Source organism: Mucilaginibacter lutimaris, assembly GCF_042676625.1.
GTDB lineage: Bacteria > Bacteroidota > Bacteroidia > Sphingobacteriales > Sphingobacteriaceae > Mucilaginibacter > Mucilaginibacter lutimaris.
Window position 1 is genome coordinate 85004 of the sequence record NZ_JBHTIA010000013.1, and the last position, 21081, is coordinate 106084.

General features: G+C 42.3%; 17 protein-coding genes and 1 tRNA gene. 13 read left to right on the forward strand and 5 right to left on the reverse strand.

All coding sequences use genetic code 11. The features are described 5' to 3' along the window. Positions 1-69: 69 nt before the first annotated feature. Both ACFQZI_RS18315 and ACFQZI_RS18320 read left to right on the forward strand, forming a co-directional pair. The gene (locus ACFQZI_RS18315) at positions 70-1197 is read left to right on the forward strand and encodes a sensor protein KdpD (protein WP_377145087.1); all 1128 of its coding nucleotides are present in this window, start codon (positions 70-72) and stop codon (positions 1195-1197) included. Further along, positions 1194-2960 carry an ATP-binding protein gene (locus ACFQZI_RS18320; protein WP_377145089.1) on the forward strand — a complete coding sequence of 589 codons (1767 nt, stop codon included), beginning with the start codon at positions 1194-1196 and terminating at the stop codon, positions 2958-2960. The genes ACFQZI_RS18315 and ACFQZI_RS18320 overlap by 4 nt, the downstream gene beginning before the upstream one ends. Before the next feature lie 3 nt (positions 2961-2963). On the opposite strand, the gene ACFQZI_RS18325 is transcribed toward ACFQZI_RS18320, so the two are convergent. Continuing rightward, positions 2964-3596 carry an HAD family hydrolase gene (locus ACFQZI_RS18325; protein WP_377145091.1) on the reverse strand — a complete coding sequence of 211 codons (633 nt, stop codon included), beginning with the start codon at positions 3594-3596 and terminating at the stop codon, positions 2964-2966. A 64-nt stretch (positions 3597-3660) separates the two neighbouring features. On the opposite strand from ACFQZI_RS18325, the gene ACFQZI_RS18330 reads away from it, so the two are divergent. The 3 genes from ACFQZI_RS18330 to ACFQZI_RS18340 all read left to right on the forward strand — a co-directional run bounded on the left by ACFQZI_RS18330 (position 3661) and on the right by ACFQZI_RS18340 (position 5784). Beyond that, positions 3661-3734: transfer RNA gene (locus ACFQZI_RS18330), tRNA-Ile, on the forward strand. Between the two features lie 197 nt (positions 3735-3931). After that, complete coding sequence (locus ACFQZI_RS18335) at positions 3932-4858, forward strand: alpha/beta hydrolase family protein (RefSeq protein ID WP_377145093.1); 927 nt, start codon at positions 3932-3934, stop codon at positions 4856-4858. A gap of 11 nt (positions 4859-4869) precedes the next feature. Further along, complete coding sequence (locus tag ACFQZI_RS18340) at positions 4870-5784, forward strand: helix-turn-helix domain-containing protein (RefSeq protein WP_377145094.1); 915 nt, start codon at positions 4870-4872, stop codon at positions 5782-5784. Between the two features lie 220 nt (positions 5785-6004). Here ACFQZI_RS18340 and ACFQZI_RS18345 read toward each other — a convergent pair whose 3' ends face one another. The 3 genes from ACFQZI_RS18345 to ACFQZI_RS18355 all read right to left on the reverse strand — a co-directional run bounded on the left by ACFQZI_RS18345 (position 6005) and on the right by ACFQZI_RS18355 (position 10375). Beyond that, positions 6005-6838, reverse strand: coding sequence for a DUF4249 domain-containing protein (locus ACFQZI_RS18345; protein ID WP_377145096.1), 834 nt, complete (start codon positions 6836-6838; stop codon positions 6005-6007). Positions 6839-6868: 30 nt separating this feature from the next. Next, the gene (locus tag ACFQZI_RS18350; protein WP_377145098.1) at positions 6869-9247 is read right to left on the reverse strand and encodes a TonB-dependent receptor; all 2379 of its coding nucleotides are present in this window, start codon (positions 9245-9247) and stop codon (positions 6869-6871) included. Between the two features lie 384 nt (positions 9248-9631). Next, positions 9632-10375 (reverse strand): SDR family oxidoreductase, encoded by a 744-nt coding sequence (locus tag ACFQZI_RS18355; RefSeq protein ID WP_377145100.1) that lies wholly within the window; start codon positions 10373-10375, stop codon positions 9632-9634. 93 nt (positions 10376-10468) lie between these two features. On the opposite strand from ACFQZI_RS18355, the gene ACFQZI_RS18360 reads away from it, so the two are divergent. From ACFQZI_RS18360 to ACFQZI_RS18375, 4 genes are all read left to right on the forward strand, one after another. Beyond that, positions 10469-10912, forward strand: a complete 444-nt coding sequence (locus tag ACFQZI_RS18360) for a winged helix-turn-helix transcriptional regulator (RefSeq protein WP_377145101.1) — start codon at positions 10469-10471, stop codon at positions 10910-10912. A 193-nt stretch (positions 10913-11105) separates the two neighbouring features. After that, positions 11106-12152 carry a sensor histidine kinase gene (locus ACFQZI_RS18365; protein ID WP_377145103.1) on the forward strand — a complete coding sequence of 349 codons (1047 nt, stop codon included), beginning with the start codon at positions 11106-11108 and terminating at the stop codon, positions 12150-12152. A gap of 1 nt (position 12153) precedes the next feature. After that, entirely contained in the window at positions 12154-12876 is a 723-nt protein-coding gene (locus tag ACFQZI_RS18370; protein ID WP_377145105.1) for a LytR/AlgR family response regulator transcription factor, read from the forward strand. A gap of 179 nt (positions 12877-13055) precedes the next feature. Then, complete coding sequence (locus tag ACFQZI_RS18375) at positions 13056-14075, forward strand: LLM class flavin-dependent oxidoreductase (RefSeq protein WP_377145107.1); 1020 nt, start codon at positions 13056-13058, stop codon at positions 14073-14075. 60 nt (positions 14076-14135) lie between these two features. Here ACFQZI_RS18375 and ACFQZI_RS18380 read toward each other — a convergent pair whose 3' ends face one another. Then, positions 14136-17333, reverse strand: coding sequence for a glycoside hydrolase family 2 TIM barrel-domain containing protein (locus ACFQZI_RS18380; protein WP_377145109.1), 3198 nt, complete (start codon positions 17331-17333; stop codon positions 14136-14138). 308 nt (positions 17334-17641) lie between these two features. Here ACFQZI_RS18380 and ACFQZI_RS18385 point away from each other — a divergent pair, with 308 nt between their 5' ends. The 4 genes from ACFQZI_RS18385 to ACFQZI_RS18400 all read left to right on the forward strand — a co-directional run bounded on the left by ACFQZI_RS18385 (position 17642) and on the right by ACFQZI_RS18400 (position 21027). After that, positions 17642-18481 carry an SDR family NAD(P)-dependent oxidoreductase gene (locus tag ACFQZI_RS18385; RefSeq protein ID WP_377145111.1) on the forward strand — a complete coding sequence of 280 codons (840 nt, stop codon included), beginning with the start codon at positions 17642-17644 and terminating at the stop codon, positions 18479-18481. A gap of 88 nt (positions 18482-18569) precedes the next feature. After that, positions 18570-19103 (forward strand): hypothetical protein, encoded by a 534-nt coding sequence (locus tag ACFQZI_RS18390; RefSeq protein WP_377145113.1) that lies wholly within the window; start codon positions 18570-18572, stop codon positions 19101-19103. 162 nt (positions 19104-19265) lie between these two features. Next, positions 19266-20030 carry an SDR family NAD(P)-dependent oxidoreductase gene (locus ACFQZI_RS18395; RefSeq protein WP_377145115.1) on the forward strand — a complete coding sequence of 255 codons (765 nt, stop codon included), beginning with the start codon at positions 19266-19268 and terminating at the stop codon, positions 20028-20030. 91 nt (positions 20031-20121) lie between these two features. After that, complete coding sequence (locus tag ACFQZI_RS18400) at positions 20122-21027, forward strand: helix-turn-helix domain-containing protein (RefSeq protein ID WP_377145117.1); 906 nt, start codon at positions 20122-20124, stop codon at positions 21025-21027. The last annotated feature ends 54 nt before the right edge of the window (positions 21028-21081 follow it).

A 21081-nucleotide genomic window follows, 5' to 3' on the forward strand; every position in this document is an offset into this window, starting at 1 on the left:
TAACGGAGCTACTATAGTTAAACAAACCAAATAGCCGTCCGGTTAATACGGGCGGCTATAAAAATTAAGATGACAGAGGATAAAAACAATACGGTAAAAAACTTTATAGACCTGGTTAAAAGGTCGCGGCGGGGCAAGCTCAAAATTTATATTGGCATGAGCGCCGGTGTAGGTAAAACTTACCGTATGTTACAGGAGGCGCACGCCCTGCAAAATAATGGTATCGATATACGGATAGGCTATATTGAAACCCATAACCGTACCGAGACCCATGCATTGCTGGCCGGCCTGCAGATTATTATCAGACGAAAAATATTTTACAAAGGCAAGCAACTGGAAGAAATGGACCTTCAGGCAATCCTGAACCAACATCCCGAAGTTGTTATTGTTGATGAGCTGGCACACAGCAATATCGAAGGCAGCAAGAATGCTAAAAGGTGGCAGGATGTATTGGATATTCTGGAGGCAGGCATTAGCGTAATTACCGCGGTAAACATTCAGCACCTTGAGAGCCTTAACGAAGAAATAGAGGAAATAACAGGCGTTGCCATAACCGAGCGCATACCCGACCAGGTGTTGGGAATGGCAGATGAGATCGTAAACATCGACCTTACAGCCGATGAATTGATAGACCGGTTGAAAGCAGGAAAGATCTATGATAAAAGCAAAATAGAAAGGGCACTGCAAAACTTTTTTCAGAATGACAAGATCTTACAGCTACGCGAAATAGCCCTAAAAGAAGTTGCCCACCATCTGGAGCGCAAGATAGATATCGAGGTGCCCAAACAAATTAAACTGCGGCCCGAACGTTTCCTGGCCTGCATTTCATCCAATGCCGACACGGCAAAAATTGTGATACGAAAAACAGCCAGGCTGGCATCGTATTATCGTTCGCCGTGGATAGTGCTGTACGTGCAAAGCAGTAATGAGAGCCTGGATAAAATAAAGCTGGATAAGCAGCGCCATTTAATTAATAACTTTAAACTGGCAACAGAACTGGGCGCAGAAGTAATTAAACTAAAAAGCGACCAGGTTACACAAACAATTATGAAAATTGCTGAAGAACGCGATATTACTACTATTTGTATCGGCAAACCACATTTAAACTTATGGCAGGTTATTTTAAGAACGGCTATATTTAACGAGTTACTAAACAAGATTGCGCTAACAGAAACAGATCTGGTTATATTATCATGAAAGTAAGAACTAAACTCCGGTTGGGCTTCGGCTTTTTATTTTTAGTGGTGCTGTTCTTCGGCGCAACCGCGCTGTTTTATATCCGCGATATCTCTGAAAACTCTAAGGTGATCCTCAAGAATAATTACGAATCGCTGAGTTTTACACGTGGGATGCGCAGTGTTTTAGATAACAACGACTTACCACTTAATAACCATGCTATAAACGATTTTAACATATATCTGGCTCAACAAGAACGAAATGTTACAGAACCCGGGGAAGCGTATGCTACCCGCAAAGCCCGTATCGGGTTAAAAATGTTGATGCATGGCGGCAAAGCAAGCGTTGCTGATCAAAAAGAAGCTGTTTTATATACCAGGCAGGCGTTAAATGATATAGAGCGGCTAAATATGCAGGCAATTGTACGTAAAGACAATAACGCGCGGGCATCGGTAAGCAGGGCCACTTTGTTTTTGGGCCTGGTGGGCACCTTTACATTCCTGGTGCTGTTTAGCTTTAGTGTAAACTTTCCGGGTTATATAGCAGATCCCCTACGGGCGCTGCTGGATGGTATCCGCGAAATTGGCGAGGGTAATTACAGCAAACGCCTGCACTTTAAAGAGAATAATGAGTTTGCTGAGGTAGCCAATGCATTTAACCAGATGGCCGGCCGGCTTAACGATTGGGAGAATAGTAACCTGGCCACTGTAATATCCGAAAAGCGCCGCATCGAAACCATTATTGAACAGATGCAGGATGCCATCATCGGCGTGAACGAAAACCAGGAAGTACTGTTTATAAACGATGCCGCGCGCAAAACGCTTAACGTTACTGATGATAAAATTATTGGCCAAAACACCGGTAACCTTGTAAAAAGCAACGATCTGTTAAAATCGATATTGCAGGATGATGCCGGTTTAAAGCCCTTTAAGATAGTGATGAATAGCCGCGAGATGTACTTCCAGCTGCAAAGCAGCGATATTGTAGTACCTAATACGCAACAAAGTAACGGCCCATTGCAATTGGCAAACCGCTCGGCCGGTAAGGTCTACATTCTTAAAAATATAACCGAATTTAAAGAGCGCGACGAAGCTAAAACCAATTTTATAGCAACTATATCGCACGAACTTAAAACCCCCATCTCGTCTATTAAAATGAGCTTAAAACTGATAAATGATGAGCGCATTGGTGATATGAATACCGAGCAGAAACAACTACTGGAACATATAAAAGATGATGCTGACAGATTATTGAATATTACAAGCGAGCTGCTTAAACTTTCGCAGGTAGAAACCGGGAACATTCAATTGAACTTTGTAAGTGTTGAACCTGGCCAGATAGTAGATTACGCCATATCATCCATAAGTTTCCAGGCCGAACAAAAGGATGTAAAACTGGAAGTAATAAAGGCCGATAACTTACCAATGGTGAATGTTGATGTAGAAAAAACCGCGTGGGTGCTGGTTAACTTTCTATCAAACGCGCTGCGGTATAGCCCCGCAAGGTCAAAAGTGTTGATCAGTATAGTTAAGCGCAGTAACGAACTTGTTTTTTCTGTAAAAGATACGGGCAAGGGTATTGACGAACAATACCAAAAACGCCTGTTTGAACGCTACTTTCAGGTGCCTACCGATGGCCAGAACAAATCGGGTTCGGGGCTTGGCTTAGCCATATCAAAAGACTTTATTGAAGCACAGAACGGACGCATTTGGGTTGAAAGCGCCATTGGCGAAGGCAGCACATTTAGTTTCTCCTTACCGGGTGTATCAACGCAGCATTCCTAACCATTAAACCAAATGTTCGCGTGCGGCAAAAGCGGCAAGGGTATCTGGCGCGGTCATTAAAAATGTTTGGATGCCCAGCGTTTTAGCAGCTTCTAAATGCTGTGGACTATCGTCGATAAACAGGGTTTCCTCCGGCTTTAAATTATTCTCGGCTAATACCTGCTCAAAAAAATCTATTTGAGGTTTGCGTTTACCAACCAGATGCGAATAGTATGTCCCCTCGAACAAATGATCATTACCGTCAAAACCAAAATCGGTTTTCAGATAGTTCATAATATAGGTATAATGAATATCGTTGATGTTACTGAGCAAAAACGTGCGGTACTTAGCCTTAAATTTTAATAACAAGTCGTGGTTTCCGGGCGCTATGCCCAGCAAAAGGCTGTTCCAGGCGTCAGTAATTTGCTGGTCGGTAATAGCAGGATTGCCAATTACACCCCTTACGTACGCCCTAAACTCATGAGCAGTAACTTCACCCCTGTCAAATTTATCAAATATCTGGTCTTGCTGGCGGTGACCAAAAAATTCGTCGGGATTACTGATACCCAATTCCTTAAATGCCTGTTGCGCCCTGCGAAAGTCAATAGCGAAGATAACGTTGCCGTAATCGAATATTATGTTTTTAATATTTTTCATTTTTAGCTTTTGTAATTGCCTGCAAATATGTAATATTGCGGCCTCGAAAATAGTAATATTTTCTGCGCCTATAGCTCAGTTGGTTAGAGTAGAAGACTCATAATCTTTTGGTCCCTGGTTCGAGCCCAGGTGGGCGCACTGAAAGCACCTCTTAGATATATTTCTAAGGGGTGTTATTGTTTTTGGCAACACCACCGGTAACTCCCATTCCTATGTCTGTAACATTCTAATCGCCACCCCAACTGGAGTTTGGCTAAGTAATACCCCGATTTCACTACGCCGGCGGCCCGGAATCTGATGAACTTTGACTTATCAAAATTTAAACAATAAAAAAAATGAAACAGTCACAAACACCCATCATCAGTTTTAGTCCCGTTGTATTACCTGTTGCCGGCCGTCACGTAGGCCTTGAAATGAAAGTAACCGCCCCTGCAACCGGGAACAACCTGCCCGTTATTCTTCTGTCGCATGGACATGGCCCCTCTAACTTTCTCTCTTCTTACAAAGGCTATGGCCCCATTGTAGATTTTTTTGCCGCAGCAGGGTTTGTTGTCATCCAGCCCACCCACCAAAACTCCAGGGCGCTTGCGCTTCCCGCATCCCTTCCTGAAGCGCCATTGTTTTGGAGTTCACGGGCAACTGACATGAAATTCATCCTTGATCATTTAGACGAAATCATCTCTACCGTCCCCGGGTTAACCGGCAGGGTCGATAAATCAAAAGTGGCAGCCATCGGCCATTCCATGGGCGGGCATACGGTTGCCATGCTGGCCGGGATGGAGGTTACGGACCCCGCAACCGGTAAAATAGTGAATTTAACAGAGCCGCGTATAACAGCCCAGGTGCTGATCGGCGTGAGCGGCGGCCCCGAAGGATTTAACGGCGTAAACAGAGAGCACTATCCGGTATTGGGGGCCGGCAATTTCGGCACCATGGCCTTGCCGGCACTTGTTGTTAATGGAGATAAAGACATTAACCTCATGTTCTCTGATGTAGACAATTGGCGTGCCGACGCTTATTACCAGAGCCCCGGCCCTAAAGACCTGCTGACCGTGTTTGGCGCCGAGCACATCTTTGGCGGCATATCAGGATATGATGCCCGCGAAACGAGTGATGAAAACCCCGAGCGTGTTGCCTTTGTATGTGAAAGCATTCTTGCTTATATTCGGAGTACATTCGACCCTACCGATACAAGTTGGGAAGACGCTAAGAGAACCCTTAACGGTGTAGAGGGTGCATTAGGCAGTATTGAAAGTAAGTAACAACAGGCGATATGAAGGACGAATTGTCGAACCATCGGTTCAATTCATTATCAAGGTTGCATAAGGCGCTGGACATACCGGCACCTATGCACCCATTGGTGAGTTTAATAAATAATGCTGACGGGGCCATTCCGCTGGAAAAACTGCCCAGTCCGCATATTTTGAATTTTTATAAGATCTCCTATAAGATGAATTTCCACGGAAAGTTCAAATACGGGCAGCATTACTACGATTTTGACGAGGGGGGAATGTTTTTTGTTTCGCCGAACCAGATCACGGGAGCCCATGAACCGATCAGTGACCAATCCGGCTATACGCTGCTTTTCCACCCGGATTTTTTATTGGGTTACGAACTCGCCAGGAAGATCAAAGAATTTGGTTTTTTTTCCTACTCTGCCCGTGAAGCGCTGCACCTGTCAGAAAAAGAAAAAGCCACGATCATAACTGTTTTTGAAAATATTGAAGAAGAATTAAAAGACAGAATTGATAACTTTAGCCAGGACGTTGTAATATCTCAGATCGAATTGCTGTTAAATTATGCCAACCGGTTTTATAGCCGGCAATTCATCACCCGCAAGGCGGTAAGCAGCGATCTGCTTCAAAAGGTCGAAGATATTTTACATACCTACTTTCAGTCACCACACACCAAAAAGCATGGGCTTCCAACTGTTCAGTTTCTTTCAGATCAGTTAAACGTAAGTGCCAGTTATTTAGGAGATATGCTGCGATCCCTTACCGGGCAAAATGCACAACAACACATACATAACCACCTTATTGAAAAAGCAAAGGAGCAGTTATCAACCAGCCCGGCCTCTATAAGCGAGATAGCGTATGATTTAGGATTTGAACATCCCCAGTCTTTTAGTAAACTTTTCAAACTTAAAACCAATGTATCGCCTTTGGATTTCAGGCGCTCTTTCAATTAAGGCATACAGAGATGATTATCGTCCGGATAGTAAAGTTGTGGACTGGTTAAAATATGTCATAAAGGATGTGCTCCTGGAATAAAACAAAACCCCTCTAATTAATTTAGAAGGGTTTTGTTTTATCTTCTCCTTTTACATATAACTATCCCTTTACAAAGTAAATAGAGTAATTAGGCATAAACGTATCAGATGATTTGAATTTTATTCGGAGAACAAACTATTATTTAATAGTATAGCTCTTAGTAGCCACTTCTGCCAGCCTGAAATAGCCAAAAGCAAAATTATTGTTGTTGGTTTGGTTGACAATGTTTCCGCGTACAGCACTTGGTATGGTAGGGAAAGGGTTACCATCGTTACCGGAAGCAACTATCAATTTATACATGTAATTATAATAGCTTTTTGAAATTCCGTAAAGTTTAAAGTCTACCTGATCTCCGGGCTTTAATTTTTCGTGCGAATAGGATTCCTGGTTTAAATTACCATTGGTGTGTTCGTCATCTTCAACTTCAAGCTCAGGGAACGGAGAGTACGGCTGTCTTATACTGTTCAGATAAAAATTTTCCTGATTTGCATCATCCTTATAGTAAAATGTCGTTTCGATCTCATCACCCATTTCACCTCCTTTGTTGTTCTGATCGACATTATCTTCAATTTTTGGAACAGTGGTAAATGTTTCTGATGCAGTATAGGTTTCTCCGTTCAAAACGATCTTTAAACTATAGGTCTCGCCTATAACAGGACGGAAGTTATTGCAAATGTATTGCCCCGTTCCGGGCTTTTCTAAAAAGTTAAAAACTGTATTCGACGCGTTTGTTACCGTAATCAATGCTCCTGAAACGCCCGGAAACTCGGGGCTGTAATAACCTGTTGTGGTTGACAATACGATCTTTTGTTCGTTGCCCGCTGTATTTTTAATCCAATCTATAGACGCATCTACAACCAACCTTGGTGATGCTGTCTTTAAAGGCACATTAATAGTTTTCTCGCACCCTGTCATAAATAGTCCAATGGATAGTGCAACATTTATAGCTATAATTTTTTTTAGTAGTTTCATTTTTTGTCTTTTATAAATAGGTGAGTTATATTAAAATTTTACGTTGTAGGCTACACTGGGAACAATACCGAAAATGGACACTCTTCTTGTCTCGCTTGTTCCCGTATCTTCATTCTGTCTGAAAGAATACGATGCCGCGTTATTCCGGTTGTAAAGATTGTAGATGCTAAAATTCCATTCACCCTGCCACCCCTTTTTCTTGTATGGTTTAGGGGTATAAGTTGCTGATACATCTAAACGGTGGTATGCAGATAAAGAGTTTTCATTTCTTGCACCGTAACTTGCAACAGTAACTTCCTGATATTGATACTTTCCATTAGGAAACGTAGCCGCTTTACCGCTCTGGTAAGTTAATATAGCCCCCAATGACCATTTCGGACTTATAGCATAAGCGCCCGTTACCGATAGATTGTGCAATTTATCGTAATTAGCCCTGTACCATTTTCCGTTGTTTATGCCCGGTTCATCTGCATTTCGGCCCGGTGTTCTTTGCTGGGCCTTAGAAAGGGTATAAGAGATCCATCCTGTAAGCTTTCCGGTGTTTTTTTTCAACATCATTTCCAGGCCGTATGCCCTTCCCTCGCCGTTCAAAAGCACCCTTTCTACAGCATCGATGCCCAATAGATCTGCGCCGTCAATATAATCTGCTTTGTTTTTCACTTTTTTATAAAAAGTTTCAGTTTCCAAAGAATATTTACCGTCTGTAAAATTGCGGAAGTACCCCAGCGCTACCTGATCTAAGATCTCTGGTTTAAGATATTGGTCAGTAGGCGCCCATATGTCAAGCGGGCTTGCAGAAGCAGTATTGGAAATGAGATGAACATATTGGCTCATTCTATTGTAACTGGCCTTGATAGATTGATCATTGTTTAGCGAATAAGCTATTGCAAGCCTTGGCTCCAGATTGTCAAAACCTGCTATTTTTTTATTTTTTGCGTAGTTTATTGTTCCCGTTGGAGTTGCCTCTTCATAAATATGAAGCTCCTTATTGTAAACAACCGGCTGATTATTGGCATAGGTATATACTTCCTGCGCGCCAACTCTTTGAAAATTACTGTAGCGGAGCCCATAATTCAGAGATAATTTATCAGAGAGCTTCTGTTCAGCACTGATATACGCGGCATTTTCATAAGCATACTTTTTGGCTAACTGGTCTGGATTTACTGTTGAGATCGTTCCGAACGGCCTGATCGTTCCCGGATTGAAATTGTAATAAATTGAATTTACACCATAATTCAGGGTCAGGTTATTTGAAACATAATGTTTAAAATCATACTTAAAATTGTAATTTTTCACCTCTGCTTGCCAGTCAAGACCGGCGACTTTTACTTTGATCCGGTAGTCATAATCACTGTAAATGGCAGATGCGTTAGAGAAGATCTTATTAGAGAATATATGGTTCCACCGCAGGTTAAAAAGTTTGTTACCGTAGGTGTTTATAAAGCTATTATTAAAGTTCAGGTTGTCGTTACCAAAATAGCCAGATACAAATACATTGTTCTTATCATTGAATTTGTAATTGAACTTTGTGTTCAGATCGTAGAAATAGGCCGAATTGGGCTCATTTGCCAATTTCAGGAAAAGATGCGCATACGAGCCCCTTCCCGCAACAACGAAAGAGCTTTTATCTTTAACGATAGGGCCCTCAACAAGCAGCCGGCTTGATACCAATCCTATCCCTCCGTTAACATGAAATTCCTGGTTGTTACCCTCTTTTTGATAAATATCCAGTACCGATGACACACGCCCCCCAAAATTAGCGGGGATGCCCCCTTTGTAAAGCTTCAGGTCTTTAATTACATCGGCATTGAAAACAGAAAAGAACCCAAATAAATGCGAGGTATTATAAACCACGGCTTCATCAAGCAATACCAGGTTTCCGTCAACAGAGCCTCCCCTTACATTGAACCCCGACGCGCCTTCCTGGGCATTGGAAACTCCGGGAAGTTGTAAAATGGATTTCAGGACATCAACTTCGCCCAAAACTGCCGGCATCTTTTTTATAGTGGCTATAGACAGCTTATTGGTGCTCATTTCGGGTTTTTGAATGTTTGTAGCCTGCGATGTATTTGATTTGATTACAACCTCGCCCAATGCTTTGCTATATTCTGTCATTCCAAAGTTTCTCTTTGTGTTTTCTGTGAGGGTTACCGTGTCTCTTATATTATCAAAACCCAGGTGGCTTATGATAATGGTGTAAGTACCTTTTGGCAGTGTGGTGGAATAAAACCCGTAAGAATTTGTGGTAATACCTACTTTGGCTTCGGGAATGTAGATACTTACGCCAATTAGTGTTTCGGTGTTGGTCTTGTTGGTTATGGTGCCGCTAAGGGTAACTTTTTGCTGCGAATATGCATGGAAAACGGTGGCAAAAAAGAGTGCTAAAACGGATAAGATTCTGCTTTTCATTTATGGGAGTTTAGAGTTAAATGCAATATTTTTCCGCTAAACTATATTTTTGCAGACCCCGCAATTTTTATATATACCAAACGCGTTTTTTTATATATTAAAGCACCTTTTATATATAGTAAAAAATATGTGCCTTACAATTTAGCTAAAGGGGCCAGGCCTAACATCAACGAAATAATTAGTAAAGCTTTCGGAGATTTATTAGAAGCCTAAATTTGCGACAGGATGCACTTAATGGCATATATCCCAAATAAAAAAGGAGTTCGAAAGCCGAACTCCTTTTTTATGATAACCCTCTAAGGCAATTGGAAACCAATGCAACCGGTTACCGGAATGAGGTGATAATAAGATAAGGACACGAATGCCTACCAATTATATTGATCATTATTTTAACGAGTAATTAAGGTAACCGCCATCGGCAACTATCTCAGTTCCGGTTATAAAACTTGCGGCATCAGAAGCCAGGAACAACACTGTTTTGGCAATTTCATTTGGATCACCCAACCGTTGCAAAGCTGTAACGCCAGCTAAAGACCCTTTTACTTCGGCAGGTATCACGGTATCTAATCCGGGGGTGTCTACAGGCCCCGGGCTAATAATATTAACCCGTATCTTTCTACCGGCCAATTCATTCGCGGCAATTTGGGCAATTTTGTTTAAGGCTCCTTTGGTTGCCGAATAAACAATTGATCCTATATTAGCGGCGGTGGCAGCCGTAGATGATGTGAACAGTACTGCCGCTCCGTCTGCCAGGTGAGGAATTAACTTTTGCAACGTAAAGAAATGCCCCTTAACGTTGGTGTTAAATTGCGAATCAAAGTTTGCTTCTGTTACATTTTCTAACGGCTCAAATACGCCAATCCCGGCATTCAAAAACAGAACGTCTAATTTATTCCCGCTATCTGCAACTGCTTTTTCCAGGATCGAAATGCCTTCGAACTTTGAAGTGTCTGATACCACGGTAAATAATTTAGAGTTGTTTATCTCTGCTTTTGCTTTTTGCAAATTTTCGGCGTTCCTGCCTGTTATCCATACATTTGCACCTGCGGCAATAAATACTTTTGCTGTTGCCAGGCCTATGCCTGTGGTTCCGCCTGTAATAACAACGTTTTTATTTGTAAAGTCCATAGTTAAATTTTAATTATTTTTGTAGTCTGTTTTATGAACTACAAATATATCAAAAGTAGTTTTAAAAATAAACTGCTTTTTATTTTTGACATTATGAAAACAATTGAGAGAAGGTCAACCTGCCCTATTAATTATTCCGTAGAAATTTTTGGTGATAAATGGATGCTGCTACTCTTGCGGGATTTAATGTTTAATGGCAAAAATTCCTTTCTTGAGTTTAAGGCATCAGACGAAAAGATATCATCGGCTGTACTTACCGAGAAGCTGAATACACTTTTGAACGAAGGAATTGTTACCAAAATAACCTCTCCAAAAAATGCCTCGAAATTTTTGTATATGCTAACAGAGAAGGGTATTGAACTGGTGCCCTTTATGGTGGAATTTCTTAATTGGGGCTCCAGATACAACCCGAACGGCGGTCCTAAAACATTGTTGGAGAAAATAGAAAAAAATAAAAAGAAGGCGATTGCAGAGCTGCAGGATAATTTAAGGAGCCAGCGGCATTCCTACACAAACAACCCGAGCGACGCTTTTTAGAATAAGCAATGAAATAATACTACTGTTTTAAAAGCCAAGTATGTTAAAATTTTTGCTTTTGAGTCATTAGTTAGCTCTCTAAACAATGCTTAACCCAAACAAATTTGTTTTGGTATATTTTTAATGAGCTTTTGTATAGTAAAAATTTGTGTTGTTTGCAGGTTGCTACATTTGCTCGAAATTTGAATAGCTTATGAATAGAACTTTACACAGGAAAACAATAGATACTAATTGGATGCTTCAGCTGATCATCTCAGGAGAATACAGGGTTCAGCGCCATTTATCAATTATCGCGTTTTGTATCGTTGTTTTATATTACAGTCCGCCGGACTATGTAGAGCCTTTCGAAACTTATAACCGCCTGGCTATTTTCTTTCAGATACTCTTATTGGCCTACAGTAATATGTATTTTTTTGTACCTAAATTTTTGTTTAAAAAAAGATACCTGAGCTATGGTTTTTTTGTCCTTTTAAGCATTATCATTTTATTTTACATGCATGAATTTTTTGCATTTTATTTTAAGCCCGATTCACTGCCTTACCAAAACGATAGTATTAATTTCTTTACCTTTTCCTTTATGATCCTGGTGCTTATAATCGCATCATCAGCTATAAAATTATTCCAGCAGTGGATTGCTGACGCGCAGCTGATACATGACCTGGAACTTGTAAATACCAATGCCGAACTTGACCAGCTTAAGAATCAGATCAATCCGCATTTCCTTTTTAATATGCTCAACAACGCTAATGTGTTAATTGAAGATGATCCAAAAAAAGCTTCGCAGGTTTTGATGAAATTAAGCGACCTGCTTCGTTATCAGCTTTATGATAGCTCGAGAGATAAGGTATTATTAACTTCAGAAATACATTTTTTGGAAGATTTTTTAAACCTGGAAAAAGTAAGACGGGATAATTTTAATTTTTTAATATCCAAAGAGGGTGAACTGAGCGGTGTTCAGGTGCCGCCTTTATTGTTCATTTCATTTGTAGAGAATGCTGTAAAACACAATAACGACTCAACCAAACCATCATATGTAAATTTATTTTTTGATGTTCGCCATTCCGAGCTTTTTTTCAAATGCATGAACTCAAAACCCGCGGTAAGGGCGGTTAATAAAACCGGAGGATTAGGCCTTGATAATATTAAGAGAAGGTTAGAACTTTTGTTTCCTTCTTTGCATGATCTGAGAATAGAAGACAATCCCGACACATATTGCACTACATTAACTTTAAAATTATAACATGAACTGCATTATAGTAGATGATGAACCATTAGCCAGGAAAGCGATTGAAAAACTGGTTTATCAAACAGAAAACTTAAATGCTATAGCTTCATTTAACGGGGCAGATGCTACAAAAGCTTTTCTGGCAACAAACGCCGTAGACCTCATATTTCTCGATATTCAAATGCCGGGAGTGAATGGAATTGAATTTGCCAGAACTATCCCTAAGAAAACCCTTGTAGTTTTTACCACGGCTTTTCATGAATTTGCTTCAGAAAGTTACGACGTAGATGCTATTGACTATTTGATAAAACCTGTAAAACCGGAGCGCTTTCAAAAAGCTGTTGAAAAGGCAAACACATATTGTAAGTTATTTCATGCTGATGTTACGAACAGTAATATAGAAAATATAACCACTGATTACATTTTTGTACGGTCGGAACGGAGAATATTTAAAGTTTATTTTAGCGATATACTTTATATTGAGGGCTTAAAGGATTATGTGATCATTTATTTAGAAGCGCAAAAAGTGATAACCCTTATGAATATTAAAACTATTCATGAGTTGCTTCCAAAAAGCTTATTTGTAAGGGTCAGCAAATCATACATCATCAATGTAAACAACATAGATTCTGTAGATAACAATACGGTGTACATAGGCGAGAACGAAATACCTATCGGTAACATTTACAGGGATCATTTTTTTAATGAATTTGTAACCAGGAAGATCTTAAGTAAGTAAAAAATTCACTAAATATACAGTAACCCGCCCCGCCCGCTCACTCCCATCTTAATAGATTTTTCCTCAAAAGTTACAGGAAAACCGTGAAAAGTGACATGTTTCTTGTGTAAATCAAATTAACTTTGCAGCATCAAAGCCGGCATGGCAGACGTTTACTTAAAATTGATATTAAATATCTGATGAAGAAAATAGGATTTTTATCATTCGGGCATTGGTCAGATCATCCCGCATATCAAACCCGTACCGCGGCAGATACATTGCTACAGTCCATTGACCTGGCTGTTGCGGCAGAAGAGATAGGTTTGGATGGCGCCTATTTTCGGGTGCATCATTTTGCGCGACAACTGGCTTCTCCATTTCCCCTGCTATCGGCCATTGGCGCTAAAACCAGTAAAATAGAAATTGGGACCGGTGTTATAGATATGCGTTACGAAAACCCGATGTACATGGTTGAAGATGCCGGAGCGGCAGATCTGATCTCGGGCGGTCGCTTGCAATTGGGCATTAGCCGTGGTTCGCCGGAGCAGGTAATTGAGGGCTGGCGCTATTTTGGATATGAACCTACTGAGGGTGAGACCGATGCGGATATGGGAAGAAAAAAGGCTTTAGATTTCTTAGATAAATTAAAAGGAAAAGGGTTTGCTGAGCCCAACCCCTACCCTATGTTCCCAAACCCGCCTGGATTGTTGCGCCTCGAACCCCACTCGGAAGGATTACTTGAACGCATCTGGTGGGGCGCTGCATCAAACGCTACTGCTGTTTGGGCGGCCGAAAACGGCATGAACTTGCAAAGCTCTACATTAAAATTCGACGAAAGCGGTAAACCTTTCCACATCCAGCAGGCAGAACAGATAAGGCTATATAAAGAGGCGTGGAAAAAAGCCGGACACCAGCGCGAACCAAGGGTTTCGGTAAGCCGGTCTATTTTTGCATTGGTTAATGACCAGGACAGGCTATACTTTGGGCAGGCCAAAGGAGCCGACAGTTTTGGATACATTGAAGCCGACAAACGCGCGGTATTTGGAAAGAGCTATGCCGCGGAGCCCGATGTGCTTATTAAAGAATTGGCGCAAGACGAAGCAATAAAAGAAGCCGATACACTGCTACTTACCATACCAAACACCTTAGGTGTCGATTATAATATCCACGTGGTATCCGCAATTTTGGAGCATGTTGCCCCCGCATTGGGTTGGCGATAAATAAATTTAAGCGCAACGAACCAAGTCGCTGAGCTAATGAAACAAGAATACCAGATCAATTTATAGATTGATCTGGTAATTAAAACTTGTTTTTTTGCCATACACGCGGTACTGCTGCAATGGTTTAGGTCCGCAGCCGTTAGAGCCTACACCTAAAGTTTTATGGCTAATAGTTAATACCGTGTGTTCGCTTTTTGGCAGGTCAATTTTATATTCTACGGGCGCCATCTCTTCATCGGTATAAGGCAGTGCCGAAACCTGCATAAAGGAACCATCCGCTTTCACGTTAAATTTCAGGCCGCCGGCCGCTTTAAGGTTGGCCCATCTTACATCTTCGTGGTTGCCGCATTCCATGGGTTTTTCGTAAGGTGTAAGCTGGTTAGCTACTGTACTTGTATAATGGCCTATATCAGATCCACGCTTTCGGTCGGCATAGTTTTCAAACGGGCCCCTGCCATAGTAATCAAACTGATTCAATTCATTATTAAGCATTAAACGAACCCCCATGCGGGCAAGCGCTACCGTAGAATCGCTGGCGCTAACTTCGTTTTGCGAAAGTACCTGTCCGTTTGCATTAACGGTGTAAATGGCTTTATGGTCAACCTTAAAGTTTTGCCGCCCGTAGCCGCTAAGGTTAGCAATGATCTGTACGCTGCCGTTGGTCAGTTTTTTATAATCTACCGCATCCACTTTCCATTTCAACTCTGTTATTCCTTTTCTTTCCCAATCACGGTAAGCCCACATATCATCTATTTGATGAGGGGCCCGCCATAAATGCAATCGCGGCCCACCGTCTTTGGTAAGCAGGTTGTGCCCGTTCTTTGCAATGGTTGTAAATGTACCTTGTAGTTTATCAAAGGTTGTGGTAAAATCCGCTCCGTTTATGGTTATCTGTTGCCCTTCGGTTAAGATGCTCAATGCGCCTTTAACTGGTTTTACCGTAGGGGCAGTTATTAAATTGGGGACTTCTAATTGCTGTGATGCAACTTCGTAGCCTTTTGGAGCCCATTTTTCTTCGGTACTTAAAACAAGGGAAAGCCGGATAAAATATTCGCTGCCCGGTTTAGCTATAAAGGAGTAAGGAATACGTATTTCCTTTTCTAACCCTGGCGCAACATTCCCTGTATTGAACACACCAGCGGCAATTTGGTCACCATTTTCAATCAAGGCCCACTTGCCTGCAAAGTGAGTTAAGTTGGTGAACTGGTAACGGCTTTTTAACAGGAAAATGCCTTTACGCGCGTCAACAGCTTTTATAGTAACCCACTGGTAAGCGTGTTTCAGTTCGGGGTAGTGTGGCTTTAAACTACGGTTTGAGAAAACCACCCCTTTATGGATAAAGTACTTATCGTTAGGGTACTCGCCAAAGCCGCCACCGTAGGCAGTAATTGGGTGAAGCGGGTCGCGGTTATTATAAATACCCTGGTCCTGCCACTCCCAAATAGCGCCGCCAAGCAAGGTGGGGTATTCGTCAAAAAGGTCGTTATATAAATCTACCGAACCCATAGAATTGAACATCGCATGCGCGTATTCGCAAAGGTAAAAGGGCTTTGTAAGTGTATTACTTTTGGCGTTCTTTTCTACCTCCTCTATCGATGTGTACATCCTGCTGTCAATATCTGCAGGGTTATCCTGGCCTATACCAAAGCCCTCGTAGTGCGAGGGGCGGGTCGGGTCAATAGCTTTAATGGTGTTTAAGGCCGCCCTGAAATTAGAACCGCCCGATCCGCATTCATTACCCAGCGACCAGATCAAAACCGAGGGGTGATTTTTAAAGTTCTCTATATTGGCCACATTACGATCTATAATGGCCGCTTTAATACGCGGGTCTTCGTTAAACTCATCCCACGCTCCGTGAGATTCGAGATTAGCTTCTGCCACAAGATAAATACCGTATTCATCACACAGTTCGTACCAGCGCGGGTCGTCAGAATAATGACAGGTACGCACATGGTTACAGTTAGCCTGCTTTATCAGTTCAATATCGCGGATCATTTGTTGCTCTGTAACCGCGTGGCCATCATCAGGCCAGTTTTCATGCCGGTTTACACCCTTAAGTTTTACCGGCACGCCGTTCAGCATAAATACCCTTCCCTTTATCTCAATTTGCCTGAAACCCGTTTTCGCTGATACATGTTCAACAGCCGCCAGTCCATCATAAAGGGAAAGTACCGTTGTGTACAATTTGGGTGTCTCGGCGGTCCATTTTTCGGGAGATGTTACCGGGATGTTGGCACTGATCGTGACCTCTTCGCCGGGTTTCAGTACCGGTACCTGCTGCTCGGCCATTGCCCCTGCAACGGGTTGGCTGCCATTATAAAGCTTGATGTTAAGTTTTCGCGGGGTTGTTGCTATAGTTCCGTAATTTTTAACCTTGGTGCTAACCTGTAAAACAGCGTTGTGATATTGAGCGTCGAAAGTTGTTTTAATAAAATAATCGCGGATATGTTGCGTTGGCGAGCTCCATAACGTTACATTGCGAAAGATTCCACTTAGCCTGAACATGTCCTGGTCTTCCAGGTAGCTGCCCGTAGTGAAACGGTAAACTTCAACAGCGATCATATTATTACCGGGGTTAACATATTTTGTAATATCAAACTCGGCGGCATTGCGGCTGTTTACGCTGTAACCTACCTTTTTGCCGTTTACCCATAAAAAAAATCCGGCGTCAACACCGTCAAAGGTTACAAAAACGCGGCGGTCTTTCCAGTTTGCCGGCAACTCAAAGTTACGGCGGTAGCTGCCTACCGGGTTACGCTCCTGGTATGCGGTAAAATTTACCGGCGGCGTGCTCATAACACGCGGAAAATCTTTTTGAAAGATATAGTTATAGTTGCTGTAATAAGGCGTGCCATAACCTTCAACCTGCCAGTTTGATGGCACTTTTATATCTTTCCAGCCAGACACATCATAATCTGTTTTGTAGAAGTTAACGGGCCGTTTTTGCGGCCAGTCTACCCACGAGAATTTCCAGCTACCATTTAGCGTCCGGGCGTAAGATGAAGCATGCCTGTTTGCCGCGAGGGCTTCTTTTAACGACCCGTAAGGCATTAACGTAGCATGATGCGCTTCTTTATTAATACCCACACATTCCGGGTCTTCAATTTCTTTAGGGACGGATGCTGTATCAGTTTTAGAAAAAAGACGATTAACTAAATTTTGCGCCGAAACGTTGCCGGCAACAAAAGCCAAAAAGAATATTATAAGTATCGAAGCTTTTAATTTGCCGGTAAAGCGTGTGTTTTTTAAATATCTCATTTTTGTATTTGAATGGCAGGTAGCAAATTGTTATTTCTCAATATCCGTATCTCTGCTGATTTTATAAAGCATAGCGGCTAATACCACTATCGGTATTAGCGCAGCCAAATATATTATTACAATAAGTAATTGTAGCAGTAAATAATACAATTATGGCTTTACTACCAGGGCTGTTACATGGCCTTATCTCTGTAAAAGTGTATATGCCAATACAAATCTTTGAAACTCGCAAATTTCCCTGCTATTCAAATAAGGCTTACCGGGCTTATTGTGAGCAACTTTGTAGTATAAATTTAAATGATTGCAAAATGAAAACACAAAAAGTATGGTTCGTAACAGGAGCCTCAAAAGGATTAGGATTATCATTGGTAAAACGCCTGCTAAGCGAAGGCTATAAGGTAGCGGCGACTTCAAGAAACATTGATGCTTTACGCGAAGAAGTTGGCCACACCGGCGACGAATTTCTACCCCTTAGCGTTAACCTTACCAGCAACGAAAGTGTAGCAACTACCGTAGCCGGAATACTTGCTAAATTTGGCACTATTGACGTAGTGGTTAACAATGCCGGATACGGCCAGCTGGGTACATTAGAAGAATTGACCGATGAGGAAGCACGCAAAAATTTTGACGTGAATGTTTTCGGCTCGCTGAATGTGATCCGTAATGTAATGCCGGTTTTCAGGGAAAAAAGATCGGGCGCATTTTTCAATATTTCCTCTATCGCCGGCTTCCTGGGCACATTCCCCGGCTGGGGTATATACAACGCTACTAAATTCGCGGTTGCCGGTTTTACAGAAGCGCTTTCAGCCGAGATCAAATCAATGGGGATTTCTGCAACCATCGTTTACCCGGGTTATTTTAAAACTAACTTCTTGTTAGAAGGCTCGCTTAATACCGCGGCCAACCCTATAGCTGAATATAAAGAGGCCCGCGACCTGGAAGTGATCCACAACGAACAGATCATAGGCAACCAACCCGGCGACCCTGAGAAGGCTGCCGCCGCCTTTATTCATATTGCCGAACTGGAAGAACGCCCATTGCACCTCTTCCTCGGCTCCGACTCATTTGGTATGGCCAATGGTAAGATCCAGGCCGTTCAACATGATCTGGCCGCGTTTGAAAATATCAGCAAATCAACAGATTTTTAATCTGATAAATATACCGGCAACATGCTATCTGTTTGTTTAACAACGGGTATATGTTGCCGGTTGTTATTTTAAGAGATTTACATATTGTATGGAAATACCGCAGATGAACAACCACCTGCAATTTAGCGTGAGTTGCTATAGCAATGTAGCTGCATTGAAAAGTACACGGGGCAATATGGCGTATCAAATGGTCCAGATCATCTCCGGCGGGGGCTTTGCCAGTATCGGTCCTTACATGTATCTGCTGCGTACCGGAGACCTGGTGTTTCTACATCCCGATACCAAAGTACTATGGCAACTGAGAGAAAGCTCCGTTGTCCACCACTGCGAGATCCACCCGCAATACCTGGGCGAACGGGAGTACCTGACCAGGTTATTCCGCCAGTATCCCCAGTTCCACCCTTCAAACGCCCTAATCGTTTTAACCTACCAACATGCGGTAGCAATAGGCATGGTTTTTAAAATGATGCGACAGGAACTTACCGGCAATCATCCCGATAAAAAACAAGCTATATTGTTACACATTCAGATGCTGTTACTGTTGGCTGGGCGGGCATATAATTACCGCAAACCATGCCACGAACTAACACGCAACTTGTACCGGCCGGCCACCCCTCAATGAATTAATTGGGCCGTTGTTGCAAAATAGCTGGAAGCGCAATTGAAACATATAGCTTAAGCCGATTTTGTTATTGATACTAATGATTGAATTTCGCAAATAATGGATTGAATCATTCAAACACTTACCCTCGTTTTCGCACATCTTTGTATAAATTATAAATACATGGAAAACAAAAGTAAAATAGCTCTTATAACCGGCGGCAGCCGCGGTTTAGGCAAAGACATGGCATTAAAAACAGCCGAAAAGGGGCTGGATATTATTATAACTTATAACACTAATGCAGATGAAGCCGCAAAGGTGGTTGACCAGATTCGCCGATCTGGCAGGAAGGCGGAAGCACTGCAACTTAACACCGGCGAAATAAAGAACTTCGCGGCCTTTACCGATCAGTTGATAACCACGCTGAAGGAACAATTTAATACCGACCGTATCGACTTCCTGGTAAATAATGCCGGCATCGGGGGTTACAAACTCATTAGCGAGGTTACAGAGGAGTTTTTTGACGAATTATTAAACATCCATTTCAAAGGCGTGTATTTTTTAACACAGCAATTGCTGCCTGTAATGAATGATGGCGGCGGCGTTATAAACGTATCAAGCGGGTTAACGCGCATCACTTATCCAAAATCGTCTGCTTATGCGGCAATGAAGGGCGCGGTAGAGGTGTTTACCAGATATGTGGCTAAAGAGTTTGGTGACCGGGGCATACGGGCTAATACCATCGCCCCCGGTGCAGTGATGACAGATTTTGGCGGCGCCCACCTGCGTAACAGCGAAGAATCACAAAAAGCCATCAGTTCGGTTACTGCCCTTGGCAGGCCCGCTGTGGCTGATGATATTGGCGGCGTGGTTGCATTCCTGTGTACAGATGACGCGGGGTGGGTAACCGGCCAACGTATCGAAGTATCGGGCGGGCTGCAGTTATAAACCTACATACAGGCGAATAGTCTTCGCCTGTATGATACTATTTTTAAAACGTTATTATTACTAAAGTGGTTATAACAAAACACGCGGCAATATGATCACACATACCTCACTCAACGATTTTTATCATAGAAACGGAGCTGCCCTTCCGGAGGGGATTGCCCGGGAGATAGGCCATTTCAACATTTTTGATGCTGAAAAACTTTTTGATAAAAAAACCGGGGCCAGGGTAATGCCTTACAGCCGCAGAGATTATTACAAGATAAGCTGGCTAAGGGGTAAAAGCCGGGCTGAATATGCTGATAAAGTTATAGATGTGCAGGAAAGCGCCCTGCTGTTTGCTACGCCAAAGATACCCTACCATTGGATACCCGAAGACGGTAACCAAACAGGCATGTTTTGCATTTTTACCGCTGAGTTTATTGTACCAGGCAAAGCTGCCTTTAGCTTAGATGACCTGCCTATATTTCAACCGGGGCACATACCCGTTTTTCAATTAAATGATGATGAAATAAAAGAGATACAATACATTTTTAATAAAATGTATAAGGAGATAGATACGGATTATCCGTACAAGTACGACCTGCTGCGCAACCTGGTTATGGAATTGATCCATTACGGCCAAAAGCTTCAGCCGGTTCAGGCGCAATACCCGGTGCAAAACGCATCAGAACGTATCTCTGCCTTGTTCATAGAATTGCTGGAAAGGCAATTCCCACTTGACACTTATCAACGGCTTGGCCTCCGCAGCGCTAAAGACTACGCTGACCGTTTAGCGGTTCATGTTAATCACCTGAACAAGATTTTAAAGGAAGCAACCGGCCGCACAACTACACAACTTATCAGCGAACGCGTAATTCAGGAGGCCAAAATTTTACTGAAGCAAACCGACTGGAGCATAGGGGATGTTTCTTACGTATTAGGATATGATGATATATCGCATTTCTCAAATTTCTTTAAAAAGCATACTTCAATTACCCCGGCAGCTTTTCGGAACTAAATAAGGCTGAAAGTATGGGTTAGTACACACGGGTTATTTTACAAGCCGCCATTA